Origin of the sequence: Pseudomonas sp. S49, assembly GCF_009866785.1 — a bacterium.
GTDB lineage: Bacteria > Pseudomonadota > Gammaproteobacteria > Pseudomonadales > Pseudomonadaceae > Aquipseudomonas.
The window spans coordinates 4,787,339-4,803,340 of sequence record NZ_CP019432.1; the positions used below are offsets into that span (position 1 = coordinate 4,787,339).

Below are 16,002 nucleotides of genomic sequence, written 5' to 3' on the forward strand. Positions count from 1 at the left end.
AGCCATTGGACCTATCCGCACGCTTTTAAGAAGTAGAAGTACAGTCACCATCTAATTTTCCTTGGTTAAGATGGGGACATTGTTGCGGAGAGTTCCAGATGCGTTATTCGCAGGACCATAAAGCCCAGACCCATCAGCGCATCATCAAGGAGGCTTCGGCACGCTTTCGCAAGGACGGAATCGGCGCTACAGGGTTGCAACCCTTGATGAAAGCGCTAGGGCTGACCCATGGCGGTTTCTATTCACATTTCAAGTCCAAGGACGAGTTGGTGGAGAAGGCCTTGCAGGAGGCCGGCAACCAGGTCGACGGGTTATGTGCCGAGATTTTTTCACAGGATAATCCGCTCGATGTCTTCATCGAGACGTATCTGTCCGAATGGCATCAAACGTCGCCCCATGAGGGCTGCCCGCTGCTGACCATTTCTTCCGAACTGGGGCTGCGCGGGCAACCGAGTCCCACCAGTGACGTCGTACTCAAGGCACGGCTGGAGCAGATCGAAAACAGCCTCGAAGGCGAGAACAGCGCCGATCGCGCCATCGTTATCATGTCGACTCTGGTCGGCGCGCTGCTGCTGTCACGCAGTGTCGCGGATACCGAGTTTGCTCAACGCATCCTCGATGTCACCCGCGATCATCTCAAGAACCGGGATTAAGCCTGCCAGCGCTTGAACAGCACGCTGGCGTTGACCCCGCCGAAGCCGAAACCGTTGGACAGTGCATATTCGATCGACATCGGCCGCGCCTGGCCATGAACAATGTCTACACCTGCGCTCGCCGGATCGGGATTGTCGAAATTCAAAGTCGGCGGCACCACCTGATCACGAATCGCCAATAGCGTGAAAATCGCTTCAAGCCCACCGGCAGCGCCGAGCAGATGACCTGTGGCCGATTTTGTCGACGTCACCGCGATTTTATTCTCTTCGCCGAAAACACTTTTGATCGCCGCCAATTCACCCAGATCCCCGACCGGGGTCGATGTGGCATGGGCGTTGAGGTGTTGCACCTGATCAGCAGCAATACCTGCCTGCGCCAAAGCCAATGTCATTGCCCGGCGCGCGCCGCTGCCATCCTCCGGCCCGGCCGTCAGGTGATAGGCATCGGCACTGGTGCCGTAACCGACCAGTTCCACCAACGGTGTCGCGCCACGAGCCAAGGCATGCTCCAGGGATTCGATCACCAAGAGGCCCGCGCCCTCGCCCATCACGAAGCCGTCACGCCCACTGTCGAACGGCCGCGAGGCGCGCTGCGGAGTGTCGTTGTAACCGCTGGACAGGGCCCGCGCTGCCGCGAATCCCGCCAGACTGACGCGGTCGATGCAGGCTTCCGCGCCGCCACACACGGCAATATCCGCTTCGCCGGCCCGGATCAGACGCGCGGCATCACCTATCGCTTGAACGCCGGCAGCACAGGCCGTCACCGGTGCACCCAGTGGCCCCTTCAGACCGTGCTGGATCGATACATGCCCGGCAGCCAGATTGACCAGGAAGGATGGAATAGTGAACGGTGACAAACGCCGCGGTCCACGGCTGTCAGTTGTGCGCACGGCGTCGGCAATCGCCCCGAAACCACCGACACCGGAACCGATGATCGTTGCGGTACGCTCTTGGCTTTTGCTATCTGAAGGGTGCCAGCCAGCCTGCTCCAGCGCCTGCCGGGCAGCTTCCATCGCGAACAGAATGAAGCGGTCCATCTTCTTCTGTTCCTTGGGTGGCGTGGCGCGATCCGGATCGAAACCTGCTTCAGCATCCTCTTCCAGCGTCGGCACTGCGCCGCCGACTCGCGTGGGCAAATCAGCAATCACTGAGTCCGGCAGATTACGCAGACCAGAGCGCCCGGCCAGCAAGCGCTGCCATACAACCTCGACATCGCTACCCAATGGAGAAACCAGGCCCATGCCCGTGACGACTATTCGACGCGAATCCATAACGTGGAGACCTCTGATCAATTCAATTGCCGGACTTGTAGCGTTGGGCCGCCGAACTGCGGGAAAGGTTCGGAGCCATCACATGGCGAGCAGCAACAAATGCCTGCCATTCGCCTGCGTCAGGCAGTGAAGGAATGGTGATCAACTCACCTTGGTCCAGACCGGCCAGCGCCGCATCGACCATCTCGCCCGCCTCCATGACCATTTCTGCCGGAATGCCACTGGCGTCAATACCGGAGCGCTCCCAGATTTCAGTGCGGGTCACACCCGGCAGCACGGCCTGGATCTGCACGCCGGTGCCTTCGAGTTCAGTGTTCAGCGACTGCGTCAGGCTCAGTACATAAGCTTTGCTGGCGCTATAGGTGGCGTTGAAGCGTTCCGGAAACAACGCCACCACCGAGGCGATATTGACGATCGTGCCACGACCGGCCTTGGCGAAACTGGCGGCGGCCGCCGATGCCAGGCGGGTGACGGCGGTGATGTTCAACTGGATCAGTCGCTCCAACTGGTCCAGGTCGGCGTTGGCCAGCAAACCGTCCGCCGCTACACCGGCGTTATTGACCAGCAAGCTGATGCTGGAATCGCTGCGCAGGCGTTGTTCCAGTTTGAGCACGTCATCCTTCTGCGTGAGATCGGCCTTGAGCACTTCAACCTGAACGCCATGGGCATCACGCAACTGGCTCGCAGCACTCTCCAGACGCTCCTTGTCACGGGCAACCAGCAGCAGATCAAAACCACGCGCCGCAAGCCGCTGAGCGTAAATCGCACCGATACCCGACGATGCGCCGGTGACGAGAGCAGTACCTTTGGATCGTGCGGAATTCATGTAAGTGCTCCTGGAATGCTTGATGGGGAATCGTCATTGAGTCGCATAGGCTCAACGAACCGGCAAATTATTATAGGCATAATCCTGGCGCAATATGATAGCCGTAATTTTCAATCGTCCGACCGACGCCTTTTTCACGTCATCACGAGCCATGCATTGCGCTAAACAAAAAGGCCGGTCAATGACCGGCCTCTTGGCTTATACACTCAGCTTAGTTGACTTCCAGCTTGTCACGATTGCGATCAAGGATCGCCTTGCCAATACCTTTCACTTCCAGCAACTCATCCACCGATGAAAACGGCCCGTTTGTTTCTCGATATGCAACAATCGCCTTGGCCTTCGCTTCACCTACTCCGGCCAGCTCTTTTTGCAGCGTCGCCGCATCGGCATCGTTGAGATCGACTTTTGCGCTTTGTGCAGGTGCTGTTGTATCCATCACCAAAGGCGCTTTGGGTGACTCCGCTGGCGCCAAGGGTGCGGCGATCGCGGCAATCGAAGCGCTGGCAAGGAAAGCAAAAATCAGAGAACAGAAGTAACCGGTACGCATTTTTGACGCTCCATCATCGTTTGAGAAAGCAGCTTTTCCGAAGCTGCTCTCCAAACGTAGGTCATGATGGGTGTATGTCAAAAATGCGAGCGTTACAGAATGTGAAACAATCAGGGTTCGAGACGGCGTTGCTGATAGATCCAGTCGACAATTTCGCCATCGGGGGTGTAGCCGCTGACGGTATCACGCAGCAACTGGCGAACGCGCGAATAATCATCCTGCTCGACGGCATCCAGCAAATCCGTCAAACGAAGCTTGAGCAAATCCCATGGCAAATGATCTTCGCTGGCACTCATGATCATCGGGTGCTCAGTCGCCAATACGTTATCGCCAATCAACAACTCTTCATAAAGCTTCTCGCCGGGGCGTAACCCGGTGAACTCGATCGAAATGTCGCCTTGCAGATTTTTTTCCGAACGCACGCTCAAACCGGACAAATGAATCATCTTCTTCGCCAGTTCGACAATTCTTACCGGTTCCCCCATATCGAGTACGAACACATCGCCGCCCTGCCCCATGGAACCGGCCTGAATCACTAGTTGCGCGGCTTCAGGGATAGTCATGAAGTAACGGGTAATCTTCGGATGGGTAACCGTCAGTGGCCCACCGGATTTGATCTGACTGTGGAATAGCGGAATGACCGAACCAGAAGAGCCCAGCACATTCCCGAAGCGAACCATCGTGAAGCGAGTCTTGTTGACTCGGGATACGTTGGATTTGTCACCGAATAGAACGGGGGCGATTTCTCGACTCAAGGCCTGAAGCGTCAGCTCGGCAAGTCGCTTGGTACTGCCCATTACGTTAGTGGGGCGAACAGCCTTGTCCGTGGAAATCAACACGAAATTGGACACACCCGATTGCAATGCAGCCTGGGCAGTATTAAGCGTCCCGATGACGTTATTGAGCACCCCTTCCGCAATGTTGTGTTCAACCATGGGCACGTGTTTATACGCGGCAGCATGATAAACAGTTTCAACATTCCAGGTCTTCATGACATCCAGCAATTTATGCGGATGACGAATGGAACCGAGTATTGGCAAGAGCTGGACCGACGCCGACTCCCGGTTTCCTCTTTGCTCCAGTTCCGAAAGTACGCTGTAAAGGTTGAATTCACTGTGGTCAAACAACAAAAGCCTGGTGGGGCCAAGCGAGTAAATCTGCCGGCAAAGCTCTGAGCCAATGGAACCGCCAGCGCCAGTAACCATTACCGTCTTGCCTGTGATACAGCGCTCAAGCAGATCCGGTTGTGCAGGTACCGAATCACGCCCCAACAGATCCGCGATATCCACTTCCTGAATATCCTCGACCTTGACTCGGCCACTGGCAAGGTCAGTGAAATTCGGAACACTGCGAATATGTAGCGGAAAACTCTCCAGAAGCGTGAGAATCTCCCGGCGACGTGCACGTGTCGACGACGGCAGCGCCAGAAGAATTTCCTGCGCACCTGTTTCATCGATCATCTGTTGAATGTGCTTGGGTTTATAGACCTGCAGCCCGGCAATTACCCGATCAGCAATGCTCGGATCGTCATCGATAAATGCCACCGGGCGCATGGTTCGCCCCATGCGCAATGCTGCGACCAATTGATTACCCGCGACGCCTGCCCCATAGACTGCAACTTTAATAAGGCTATCGTCACGACTGGAAAACGGAACGTGTTGAGCGCCGGCGAACCAGTCACCCATGAAATACTGACGCATGCACAACCGCAAGCCGCCGATGATGACAAGGCTTAGCCACCAGTAATTGAAGACAATCGAACGCGGGACTACTGCCTCGTGGTTGCTATACCAATAGACAACCAGCGCCAGAATCAATGCGGACAGACTGACCGCTTTGATAATAGCGACCAGCGCATCGTTGCCGAAATAGCGCATGACCGCACGATACATGCCAAAGCGAATGAACAAGGGAATCGCAACAATAGGTGCACATACAAAAAGCCAGAAATGCACCTTGAAAGGGTTGTACATATCGTCCAGGCCCAAGCGAACGATAAAGGCCAGCCACAACGCGGCCCAGACGAGCACGATGTCTGTGGCAACCTGAAGCAGTCTCTTGCGGCGCCGGGGAAGGCCTAACAGGTACTCTCTGATTTTATCCATAAACCCTTCAATTACCTTGATCACTCCTTTGAGCAGCACTCTCCATCGTGCCGGCTCAACGGCATTTCGTGATCACTCTAAACCTAAATGACCTGGCAATTACTGCTTAGTTCTTGACCACCGGAATCTCGAGATCTCCGGCGTGAAACTTTATTGCCAAAGCGATCAATGGAATGTAAGCCAAAAGCACACCCGAAGCACCGTCCAAACCGAGGCTCGTGACACAAAAGGCAATGGGCAACAGCCAGAACAGATTGATCACGCCGACCGCAACAGTGACCGGTAAGTGTTTGCCAAAGCGACGTGAAGCGAACTGGTAGCCATGACTACGATGTGCTTCATAGATCTTTTCTCCTCTCAGCATGCGATGAAACAGCGTGTACGTAGCGTCGACAATGAACACACCAAGCAAAATCATCCAGGCCCAGAGCATCGGTGCGCTCACCCATGCCGCCTGCAGAGACAATCCGCCAAGGACGATGCCCAGAAACCCACTGCCAGCGTCGCCCATGAATATCCGTGCCGGAGGGAAGTTCCAGTATAGAAAGCCGCCAACGGCAGCAGCGAGCAACAAAGGCGCCCAGATCAGATTCTCCAATCCCGACAACCAGTAAAGCAGACACGCACCGACGCAGGCACAAATCGCTTCTACACTGGCGATTCCGTCAATGCCGTCCATGAAGTTGTAAAGATTGAGTAGCCACACAAGATAAAAAGCACCCAGCACAAAGCCCAGCCAACCCAGCTCGATCGAAGTACCGAACAACTCAACGGGTGGCATGCCCCCTATCCACCCCAACAACCACAAAGCTGAAGCAAAATGCCCCAATAATCGCCATCGCGCGGCGATATGCCCGTGATCATCCATGAATCCAATCAGGGCAATGGCAGCACCGCCACCTGCCATTGCGAAAAAAAACCGGGCGGAAATCAAATCCGTGAAAAACAGAAAACCCAGGGACAAGATAAATGCAACAACAATCGCTACACCGCCACCGCGTGGCGTAGCCACAACATGAGAGCTGCGTGCATTGGGAACATCCATCAGACTTCGAGATATCGCATACCGGCGCAAAACAGCAGTCAGCAAAAAAGAAATACCGAAAACCAATGGAATGAAATATCCGTAACTCATCTTTTGTGAGACTCCAGAAAATGCTCGGCCGTCGCCTTCAAACCCTCATCCAGCGTGAAGGGCGGACGCCAGCCTAACAACTCTCGATTCTTCTTGATATCGACCTGTAGCGAGCCGAAAAGCCGCTGAGCGACTGCACCTCGCCCCACCAGGCTAGCCAAGAACTTCAGTAGCGAAACAGGAACGGGGACGAGCCAGGTTTTTCTACCCAAGAAAGTCAGAAGACGTTGCATCAATCGGGTTGTAGAAACATCTTCATCATCACTGACCAGAAACACCTGGTTTGCGGCCCGAGGATGATCGACACACGTACTGACCAAATCAACGACGTTATCCAGTGAAACGAGACTTCGCAGGTTGTGAACAGATCCGAAAGGCATTGGAATGCCCTTCGTGAGCCAGTGCATCATTTGACGAAAGTTCGCACCTACACCTGGACCATAAATTAGTACCGGGCGGATGATTACAACTTCTATTGCGCCTGTCTGGGCAAGCTGCATTAGTTGTTGCTCTGCTTCGTATTTGGAGATCCCATAAGCATCAGACGGGAGCGGAGTGTCGCTGGCACTAAAGGCATGGCCGAGCAGAGTAGCTTCGCCATTAACCTTGATAGAACTAATATAGATGAACCTTTTGGCACCGGCCGCGACGGCCTGCCGTGCCAGACAAAGTGTTCCTCTGACATTAACCGCGCGAAACTCTTCAATCGATTGTGCCGAGTCTTCTTGCATGACATGAACTCGCGCCGCAGCATGTACAACAACATCCACACCAGTTAGAGACTCGCGCCAGTCGGTATCGCCACCGATATCTGATACACGAGTAACCTTTACTATTTCTGGTAACTTATCACTGACATTACGGAGTGGAGCCACCACGGAAATATCTGGAAAAGTGACAAAATGCTGAACCAAGGACCTTCCAAGGAATCCTGTCGCACCGGTGACAAGTATTTTTTTTGGCATTTTTAACCGATTCGGGGGGAGCAGAGCCTCAATTTATCACGAAAAGCGTGCAGGAGAAATTACTGTAACGCGTGCTCAGAAGATTCTGACAAGCTTATAACGTAGGGATTTGGAGGCCGACACGCGCAACCTCATACTGTGTGCGTGCGACCATGATGAACTGTGCAGCATCAAACGAAGCGAGGACTACTCGTGATGTAGACGCGCTCCATTAATCCTGCCGGGATATTGCACCAACAATTAGCGCTTTTTGTTCGGAGTAAAAACCCGAAATATTTTTTTGAGGGCACGGGAAAGGGTGAGTTTTATACCACCTTCATACATGGAGATCTCAACCAACAACCAATAATGTGTCAAGCTTCTGACAAACTTATCCCAGAGAGAACTATGAATAGGCAATGTTTTACTATTGCTCAGCAGTCGTGCACCCTGCTGAAAAAGAGTAGCCCACTGAGTTGCAACAACAACGATATCAAATCTGCTATGCACGTCATTGTACGCCCGATCAGCAATAGCCAACCTTTGCTGATCATCATCCAAATAACGCTCGATCGCAGCTATCCAACATTCGGCGACATTGTCATTTATTAGCAAGCCAGTAACTCCATCTACGACCGAATCAATGTAGCTTTCAGAGTCGGTATATATTCCTGCACAACGAAATGCGGAATATTCTCGGTACTTGTTATTTGTTTTATACCTGTTGGATGTTTTGTCCCCCAACGGCGCTAAACCGATTTTCCAACCCCGCTGCTCCTGAAACGCAATATATTCAGCATAGCTGCTCATATGCCCAAAAAACCTTACCCTGGAACATTGCTCCAACCACTTCGGAAGACAGCCGACAAACTCAAAAACCACATCACTCCTTTTCGCAAGAAAATATGGAATGACATCCTTGAGCACTTCCAAATCGGCATCACGTGATGGGCTTCCGGCAAAACCGATCCGATACTCGGAGGTCGCCTCGATATCGTCAGATCGCAGTAATGAGAAGTCAAAAAAAGCGGGGAGAAGTACCGTATTACGATTTTTCGGAAGTATAAATTCCCTAAGTGCAACTGAATTAGTGATTACAACATTTGCTTTTTCAACTGCGAATTTTAGCGATCGCCGAATAATCGGATGCTGATAGTATTTCGCTAAAGCCGTATCACCCTCTATCAACCAAAAATTATCATCAATATAATAGAAATAAGGAATATTACTGCGTCTCAAACACTGCATCCAGGAGATAGCAACCGGATCGGCCGTCCTCACAAACAAAGGCAGTGCATTACTTGAGAGAACCTGTTCATCAAGCTCAGTGAGATAGACCTTCTTATATCTAACGCTCAGGCTTGAGCATTCGGACAGTAGCTGTTCAGTTAACTGAGTTGTCGCGATATCCGCTTCGACAATCAGCAGAACGTCAACATTGTAATCAGCATCATTCATCATTTAAAAAACATACGTAGGGAACTAATTTAGTGGAGCGAAGAGGCCAACGAGGCGCAATTGAACACTCCACGACTTTGACACCGACACTCAAGTCACGAACGAAAAAACGAATAAAAGCTAAATCTTCCTGCCTGAGTGTCTTATCGATAGAAAAACCAACTACACCAAGCGTGCTTACTCCCGAAAGCGTTTCTGATGAATTCCATATGACATTATGACTTTTGTCCACCAACTCGACGCCCAGTCGTCCTTCCTGAGTATCTGTCGCCAGGTATACACATACAGAAATAGAGTTATACTCACCACTGCCACTTACCTGATATTCAACATACCCTTCTCTTGGTATGTTTTTACCGACTCGATAATCTCTTGGCTCGCGAGAAGAGTAGTTAGCGACCAGGTATTCATCAAAATGTTTCAGATGCAATTCTGGTAGATCTGGACCCGATATCAGTAACCCAATCAGCTTTTCGTTCCGAAGCAGTTTTCGCTCACACTCAGCAATATAGTCATACTGCTCTCGCAACCTCTCACCTAAAACTTCCTCCGCATATGCAACAGTAGAAAATTTCTCTTCTCCAGATATCTCGGCATCAGCGCGGGATTTCTGCAGTGCGGGCGTATCGAAAAATGGATAACTATCCAGTTTTTCAGTCAACGCAAAGTAATCAGGTTCGTTGTCTTCCTTCCAAACAACCAGATGATATACAACCTGGTGGCAAACATCAGTCAGGTGTTGGCGTAATTCTCTTAGACAAGAAGCGTCCATACTATTAAATCTTGGAAAATAAAAAAACTCCATCCGCAACAGTCGAATTTCCAATCCAGGATTCGAGTTATCAGATTGCGACAGCCCCCATGTGACTGCGTGAGGATGGTAGTATTCTTTTTTATCTATAGGTGCCCAAGGACAACTCGTCCAAAATCTGGGAGTATGCTCATTAAACACTTGGAGATGATACGGATTGGCTAAGTTAAGCTTCTGCTCGTAGTAGGGTGCGACAATACAAATTTGAGCTTTATGCTTACATACACGATAAAGTTCTCTCATTGTAAACGTTAGATCTGAGACGTGCTCCAAACTATGAGCCGCATGCACAAGCTCAATAGAATCTTCCTTGAATGGCAACGGCTTATCAAGATCCGCTACCACTTGAACACCCGGCAACGGGAATCTGTCGACACCGACAAATCCCGGCAAGCCATTCGGCCCACAGCCTAGATCTAACTTCATCGCAAGCCCCCTACATAGTCAAAAACTCAACGAAGGGATATACCGGAAGACGCTTTAAACCGGCAAAGCGGTACCTAACCAGTTCAAACATATACACAGGGTGAGATGTTCGAGCAAAGACGCGAAGTTTACAATCAGCCGACATACCCCCGGCTATATAACTAATATCGAATTCAACCGGCACCGATAGATCTACCGTATTTAACGATACAACTTTATGGAGGACTATCGCTCCAGACGCACCCACAACCTCAATACCGATCAATCCATCCTGAAGCCCATCAGTAGCGAACGCCAACGAAATTGATCTGATATTAGCAGAAGCATTTATTTCATACTCCAGGTAGGGAACATCATGTAGCGACCTGGACAACTCCAGAATTATATCTGTATTCGTTTCCTTAACCACCCGAGAGAAATTTTTCATCCCCCCGAACTCTGGCATCAGACTTTCCCACAAATCATGTTTCCGAGCCATAAAGCCCAAGCGCTTGGAAACAGAAGTTGCTTGCCTCAGTCTAGCCAACTCTTCCAGACTCTCAATCAGCTTGCGCGGATCCCTTATCAAATCATTGCCGAGAACAGAAATGTTCCCAACATGATTTCTGGGTATTAGCTTCATCCTGCTTTCTACAGTCGTAAACCCATTAAATGCACTAGAACTAGAGATCGACTCAAGAACCTTACAACTAATAGTTCCCGAAAAACTATCCTGACAGAATTTCTGATTATTACGCTTGACAGCTGAAAATTCGGAAACATCCAAGCCATTCAACATGTCGTACCAAGAGCTAGCGCTAAATGGCGAAGAGACTACATAACCGATACCAAGCTTTTTAACTTCGGAATATGGAAAATAATCAGGTACCACAAGCACCGCATTTAAAACATTTGCGGACATAGCCACATTCATCGTTTTGTATTTATTATTAATCGAATCACTTGGCGCATGGATAAGGATATCCGGACTGTATCTGGAAATTTGTAAAAGAGCAGTTTCCCAGTTAATCTCAAACGGCAGAGTCACCAACTCAAGTCCTTCATGCCGTTTAAAATCTTCTAAAAAGCCTACGCTGGCCCCCCCTACAATTAGCTGAACACGCCTACCTGATTCAATAAATTGTAGTAAAGCTGGCAACATGACGTTTTGCAGCGCGGACAGTCGATGACTCCCGCCTGCGAATGCTATTACCAACTGGTCGCGCTCAGCGGCCGGTTCAGCAGTAATAATTTTCAGATTCTGAAATGAAGGTGGAAATAGCTCTACATTGGAATGAATACGGTGTTCTTTCAAATACTCTTGTAGAGGCAGTGTACTACTCAAAACTCCCGCAAAATCTTGGAGTTTAGTACGCAGAGTTTCTTTGCTAAAATCTTCGGTGAAGCTCATCTCCTTACTCTCCTGAAGAAGAGTGAGGTTATCATCGATAAAATAATAGCAAGGGATTTGCATGCTTTTCGCAGCATTGACCCATTCGGCAAATGCGTCCAACTGCCTAACAAATATAATACAGCTGGCGTGAGTAATTTCGAGGATTGAACCGATCCCTGAATGAACTACGCGCACTCGGCTCTTCCACTCATCTGGCAAAAAATCAAAAGTCACAGTCGTGCTGGCATCGTGATTAGACGTAACGACTAAAATCCTTCGATTATCTTCTGAGGTTATTAAAGAGTTACTAATTTTGAAGTTGCTTCTCGTTCGCGCATGCGCAACTGCCATTTCTTTTACAGAAACAGACGTACAATAAGACATACTTTCCGACAAACTGAAAACATCATTCTCTTCATAGTTTTCTGGTCGTAAGGACGAATCGCGTTCGTGCCTGATTCTATCTTCAGCGGCCCAACTGTCTAACGCATATGTTTTGCCAAGGCTGTCATTGGTCGCAGGACCGCCTACCTCTCCAACACAAATATCAACATAACGCAAAATGTACTTTCTTGAAATTCTCCGCCACAAATCCCAATCACAAATACGCGTCATCAGAATATGTGGATCATACAAACCGATATCATCCAATATAAAGCGAGGCACTAAAACCGCATTATTCGCGACACAGTTTCCACTATTGATATTGCTATTGGACAATCCAGACCCCAAGTGTACAACTTGCTCTTCGTCGGTCCCGAATTGGGTAAACTTCATCGCAACTGAACCGTACACTACTTGATCAGGTGTCTTCTGGGCATGTAGGTATAATTCGCTCAGCGCCTCAGGAAAGAATATGTCATCGTCAAACGCAAATGCAATGTAGCGACCGCGCGACTTAGAGTACGCCTCATACTCCGAAATCGCAGGAAGGCCGATATTCTCCACATGACGAAGACAGCTTACCCGTCCATCCTTTTGCATGAACTCTGCAATAATATCGGCACTGCCATCGGTACTCGCATCGTCCACGATAATCAATTCGAGCTCAGCCAGTGTCTGGCTTAAAACTGATTCGATTGCCTTACGAAACTTCCCACTCTTTGCCCGGCGAAAAGTAGGCAGAAGAACGGAGACGATTGGAAGCGGACCACTATTGTAGGAACTACCAGGCAACCACTGAGTTTCGCGAATGAGCTCTTTGACTTTCATGTACGGACCTTAGGCGCTTACTTGGTAATTATCTGAATAAGACTTAAGTACTTGATCAGTTTTCCCATCCATACGAATCTTCCCTTTTTCAAGCCAGATTGTACGTTCGCAAAAATCACTCACTAACTCCGGCGAATGACTCGAAAAAACAAGTATCTTTCCCTGAGCCATAAATTTTTTCATGCGTTCTTTCGCTTTATGGGCGAAATTTATGTCGCCGGCCCCCATCACCTCATCCAGCAAGAGAACCTCGGGATTTATCGCAGTTGATACAGAGAACGCCAAGCGAATAAACATACCTGCCGAATAAGTGCGCACAGGATAGTTCAAAAACTCCCCTAACTCAGAGAACTCAGCAATCTCCTGCATCTTCGCTTTAATTTCTTTAGGTTTGAGTCCGAGCAGCAGCGCTCGAATTTTTATATTGTCCCAACCAGATTGGTTCATCTCAAATCCAGTGGCGAGCTCAAACATCGGGCATACGTGACCACGTGTTTGAGCCGCCCCGGTAGTAGTTGGGTAGATTCCAGCCATCACCTTTAGCAAAGTGCTTTTGCCAGCACCATTCAAACCTATTAAACCGACACGCTCTCCTCGCGAAATAGTGAGATTGACATTAGAAAGTGCGTTAATTGTGTATTCTTTAGTATTCGACGCCGAGGGACGACGCAATATCGTATTCTTCATTCTCCCTATGAGATCTGTCTGGCCAGTGAATACAACACTTGCGTCTCGCAAAACTATAGAAATATCGCTCATAACATATAAACCACTTTCTTGTCCATTTTAGACCCGAGCACTATACAGACCGCCCAAAGAAGCGCCAGATAAGCCGCGCAAAACATATAATCTTGTTTTACCGCGAGCGTGCCTTCTAGTATTGGAAACCTGATAACATCTACCAAATAATAAAACGGATTGAATTTATATATAAAATCCAAGCCACGATCTTTAAGCATAGCGACAGGAAACATTATCGGCGTAACAAAAAACAGGACTTGAAAAATCCCACTCAATGCATGCGGTAGATCTCTGAAGCGTGCAGAGAGGTAAGCACTGAGAGTAATATGACCCAAGCCCGCAGCTAGAAGAATACCAACGCCGGGCAATGCATATAGCCAACCTATCGGGTTAAAACGATCAAAAAACAACAGTGTGCCTGCCAAGGCAACAACGCCGATCAACAATATTAAGAAAAGCGAGACCAGTACACGAAACAAATAAATCTGCTTCGGAAATGAAAATTGCTTGATGTACCCTTCAGAACTTATAAATGCATAGCCGCCTTCAACAAAGGAAGCAACCAAGAACCCCCAAAGTATTAAACCGCATGTGAGATAAGGGAGAAACTCCTCCATCGGCTGCTTTAACAGCACCCCATAAACCATCCCTGCACCTAAAACCATCATCGCCAGGTTTATCAGGATCCAAAGTGGCCCTATTGCCGACCTGCGAAAACGGGCTTTAATATCTTGAAGGCCCATATACAACCAGACGCGCCATTCAAGAAGCGACTTCAGCGTATTGGGTATAAAACTATTCTGACTGATCATCTAAAGCCTATTTAGCTCAAGCACTATTAATTTACCGTTACGGGAAACTTCGTTGAAGCCCAGCTTTTCGTATAACTTAATCGCCCTGACGTTTTCTTCCAGAACTTCTAGAAATACGCTATCAAGCGCAAGCTGCTGCCAACACGTTTCAATCAATAGTTGGCAGCCTCGCTTGATGTAACCTTTACCTGCGCCCTCGGGGGCAGCAAGAAAGCGTCCGACTTCGGCGCGCTTTCTCTGCAGATCCACGCCATAAACAGCGCATTGCCCAACCAACTCACCATCTGCCGCGATCACAAACACAAAATCATCAGACTTTTTTGAATAGGACTCGAACCACTTTACGTGACTGTCCCATTCAATGATGTTTGAATTAATAAACCATCGGCGGTTTTCGTCTCGGTTTCTCCAGTCCAAGGTAGACTGTAAATCAGCCGCCTCTAGTAGACGGATCTCGACGACTTCATCAGATGCTGAGTGGAGGGTAGGTTTCATTTTGCGTACTTGGCAACCAATTGAGATACGGTGTCAACATCGGCTTTACTTAGTCCCATGTGTACAGGGAGCGAAATAATTTCCTGAGATGCCAATGCTGCTTTAGGGCAGGTGCCATTACCATGCGCATACATACGATATTCCGTGTTATCACGGTAATGTACGCCTGGGTATACCTGGTGCTCATTGAGGGCCAGCATCAGCTCTTCACGGTTTTTGACACGAATTTGAACCAGGTGAGTCGACGATTCACATTCTGGGTTAATTTCAATAAAGCGTACTTTTTCGTTACCACCCAGGTTTTCGCGGTACCACTTGGCGAGCTGACGACGGTATGCGTTATCACGATCCAGATACTTCAACGCAACCAAGCCCATAACAGCCATGATCGAGTTGCCGTGGTATTTAAAGCCGACTTCTTCGACATCGTACATCCACTTATACGCGCCCTGAGACGCGGTACGTGCGTAAGTATCCTTGTTGATACCCAACCAGCTCATCTTGCGCACACGCTCGTCATCTTCCGCGTTTTTGAAGCAGATCATGCCCGAGTCAGCTGTTGCCAGGTTTTTAACGGCCTGGAAGCTGAACACGACAACGTCGGCTTCTGGACACACATGACGCCCATTGATGCGAGTACCCGACATGTGGGCAGCGTCAAGAATCAAAGCGATATTACGTGCTTTGCAGATTTCAAGGATCTTCGAGTACTGACCGACGTTGCCACCAATACCAACGAAAATCAGTGCCTTGGTCTTATCGGTAATGCGCTGCTCGACGCTAACAGGATCCAGACACAGCGACTCATCGACATCTGCGAATACAGGCGTCAGGCCTGCACAGAGAATGGCGTGGTTGGTCGATACGAAAGTCAGCGGAGTAGTGATGACTTCTGCATCATCGCCCCATCCATTCTTTGTCTTGAGCAAGCGGAAAGCCAGCTCCAGACCTACGGTGTTCGACGAAAGAAAATGTGCGTGCGGCAGCCCGGTATAGGACTTCCATGCTTCTTCCATCTCAACAGTTTTAAAACCCAACCCAGTCCAGCCTTTCTCAAGACATTCACGAATACCTTCAAGGCATTCGTCGACACGAAATTTAGGTACAAACAGTTGAATTGCCATGTATTTAGCCTCGAATCACAAGTGCTGTGCGGTTTAAATTTTTATCCAATTACATCTTTCGCAGAACGGC

14 protein-coding genes are annotated in these 16,002 nt (G+C 49.4%); 1 reads left to right on the forward strand and 13 read right to left on the reverse strand.

Going from position 1 to position 16,002, the window contains the following annotated elements:
* Positions 1 to 98: 98 nt before the first annotated feature.
* Positions 99 to 653: a TetR/AcrR family transcriptional regulator gene (locus PspS49_RS21000; RefSeq protein ID WP_150774846.1), complete on the forward strand. Its 555-nt coding sequence runs from the start codon at positions 99 to 101 to the stop codon at positions 651 to 653.
* On the opposite strand, the gene fabF is transcribed toward PspS49_RS21000, so the two are convergent.
* The 13 genes from fabF to PspS49_RS21065 form a co-directional block, all read right to left on the reverse strand.
* A complete protein-coding gene (gene fabF, locus PspS49_RS21005) occupies positions 650 to 1,924 on the reverse strand; it encodes a beta-ketoacyl-ACP synthase II (RefSeq protein ID WP_127929266.1) in 1,275 nt (424 codons plus the stop codon). The two genes, PspS49_RS21000 and fabF, sit on opposite strands and share 4 nt — an antisense overlap.
* Positions 1,925 to 1,946: 22 nt before the next feature.
* Positions 1,947 to 2,750, reverse strand: a complete 804-nt coding sequence (locus PspS49_RS21010; protein WP_160041327.1) for an SDR family oxidoreductase — start codon at positions 2,748 to 2,750, stop codon at positions 1,947 to 1,949.
* 211 nt (positions 2,751 to 2,961) lie between these two features.
* Entirely contained in the window at positions 2,962 to 3,297 is a 336-nt protein-coding gene (locus PspS49_RS21015; protein WP_127929268.1) for a helix-hairpin-helix domain-containing protein, read from the reverse strand.
* A gap of 110 nt (positions 3,298 to 3,407) precedes the next feature.
* Positions 3,408 to 5,402 carry a nucleoside-diphosphate sugar epimerase/dehydratase gene (locus PspS49_RS21020; RefSeq protein ID WP_160042566.1) on the reverse strand — a complete coding sequence of 665 codons (1,995 nt, stop codon included), beginning with the start codon at positions 5,400 to 5,402 and terminating at the stop codon, positions 3,408 to 3,410.
* A 106-nt stretch (positions 5,403 to 5,508) separates the two neighbouring features.
* Positions 5,509 to 6,537, reverse strand: coding sequence for a glycosyltransferase family 4 protein (locus tag PspS49_RS21025; protein ID WP_160041329.1), 1,029 nt, complete (start codon positions 6,535 to 6,537; stop codon positions 5,509 to 5,511).
* Positions 6,534 to 7,502: an SDR family oxidoreductase gene (locus PspS49_RS21030; protein WP_160041331.1), complete on the reverse strand. Its 969-nt coding sequence runs from the start codon at positions 7,500 to 7,502 to the stop codon at positions 6,534 to 6,536. The genes PspS49_RS21025 and PspS49_RS21030 overlap by 4 nt, the downstream gene beginning before the upstream one ends.
* Before the next feature lie 240 nt (positions 7,503 to 7,742).
* On the reverse strand, positions 7,743 to 8,942 hold the full coding sequence (locus tag PspS49_RS21035) for a glycosyltransferase (protein ID WP_160041333.1): 1,200 nt from the start codon (positions 8,940 to 8,942) through the stop codon (positions 7,743 to 7,745).
* Positions 8,932 to 10,176, reverse strand: a complete 1,245-nt coding sequence (locus tag PspS49_RS21040) for a methyltransferase domain-containing protein (RefSeq protein ID WP_160041335.1) — start codon at positions 10,174 to 10,176, stop codon at positions 8,932 to 8,934. Before PspS49_RS21040 ends, PspS49_RS21035 begins: the two co-directional genes overlap by 11 nt.
* 10 nt (positions 10,177 to 10,186) lie before the next feature.
* Complete coding sequence (locus PspS49_RS21045; RefSeq protein WP_160041337.1) at positions 10,187 to 12,760, reverse strand: glycosyltransferase family 2 protein; 2,574 nt, start codon at positions 12,758 to 12,760, stop codon at positions 10,187 to 10,189.
* 9 nt (positions 12,761 to 12,769) lie between these two features.
* Positions 12,770 to 13,519: an ABC transporter ATP-binding protein gene (locus tag PspS49_RS21050; RefSeq protein WP_174245076.1), complete on the reverse strand. Its 750-nt coding sequence runs from the start codon at positions 13,517 to 13,519 to the stop codon at positions 12,770 to 12,772.
* Positions 13,516 to 14,313, reverse strand: coding sequence for an ABC transporter permease (locus tag PspS49_RS21055; RefSeq protein WP_160041339.1), 798 nt, complete (start codon positions 14,311 to 14,313; stop codon positions 13,516 to 13,518). The genes PspS49_RS21050 and PspS49_RS21055 overlap by 4 nt, the downstream gene beginning before the upstream one ends.
* Entirely contained in the window at positions 14,314 to 14,808 is a 495-nt protein-coding gene (locus PspS49_RS21060; protein WP_150774837.1) for a GNAT family N-acetyltransferase, read from the reverse strand. It lies immediately after the preceding gene.
* The gene (locus PspS49_RS21065; protein ID WP_150750685.1) at positions 14,805 to 15,932 is read right to left on the reverse strand and encodes a DegT/DnrJ/EryC1/StrS family aminotransferase; all 1,128 of its coding nucleotides are present in this window, start codon (positions 15,930 to 15,932) and stop codon (positions 14,805 to 14,807) included. Before PspS49_RS21065 ends, PspS49_RS21060 begins: the two co-directional genes overlap by 4 nt.
* Between the last annotated feature and the right edge of the window lie 70 nt (positions 15,933 to 16,002).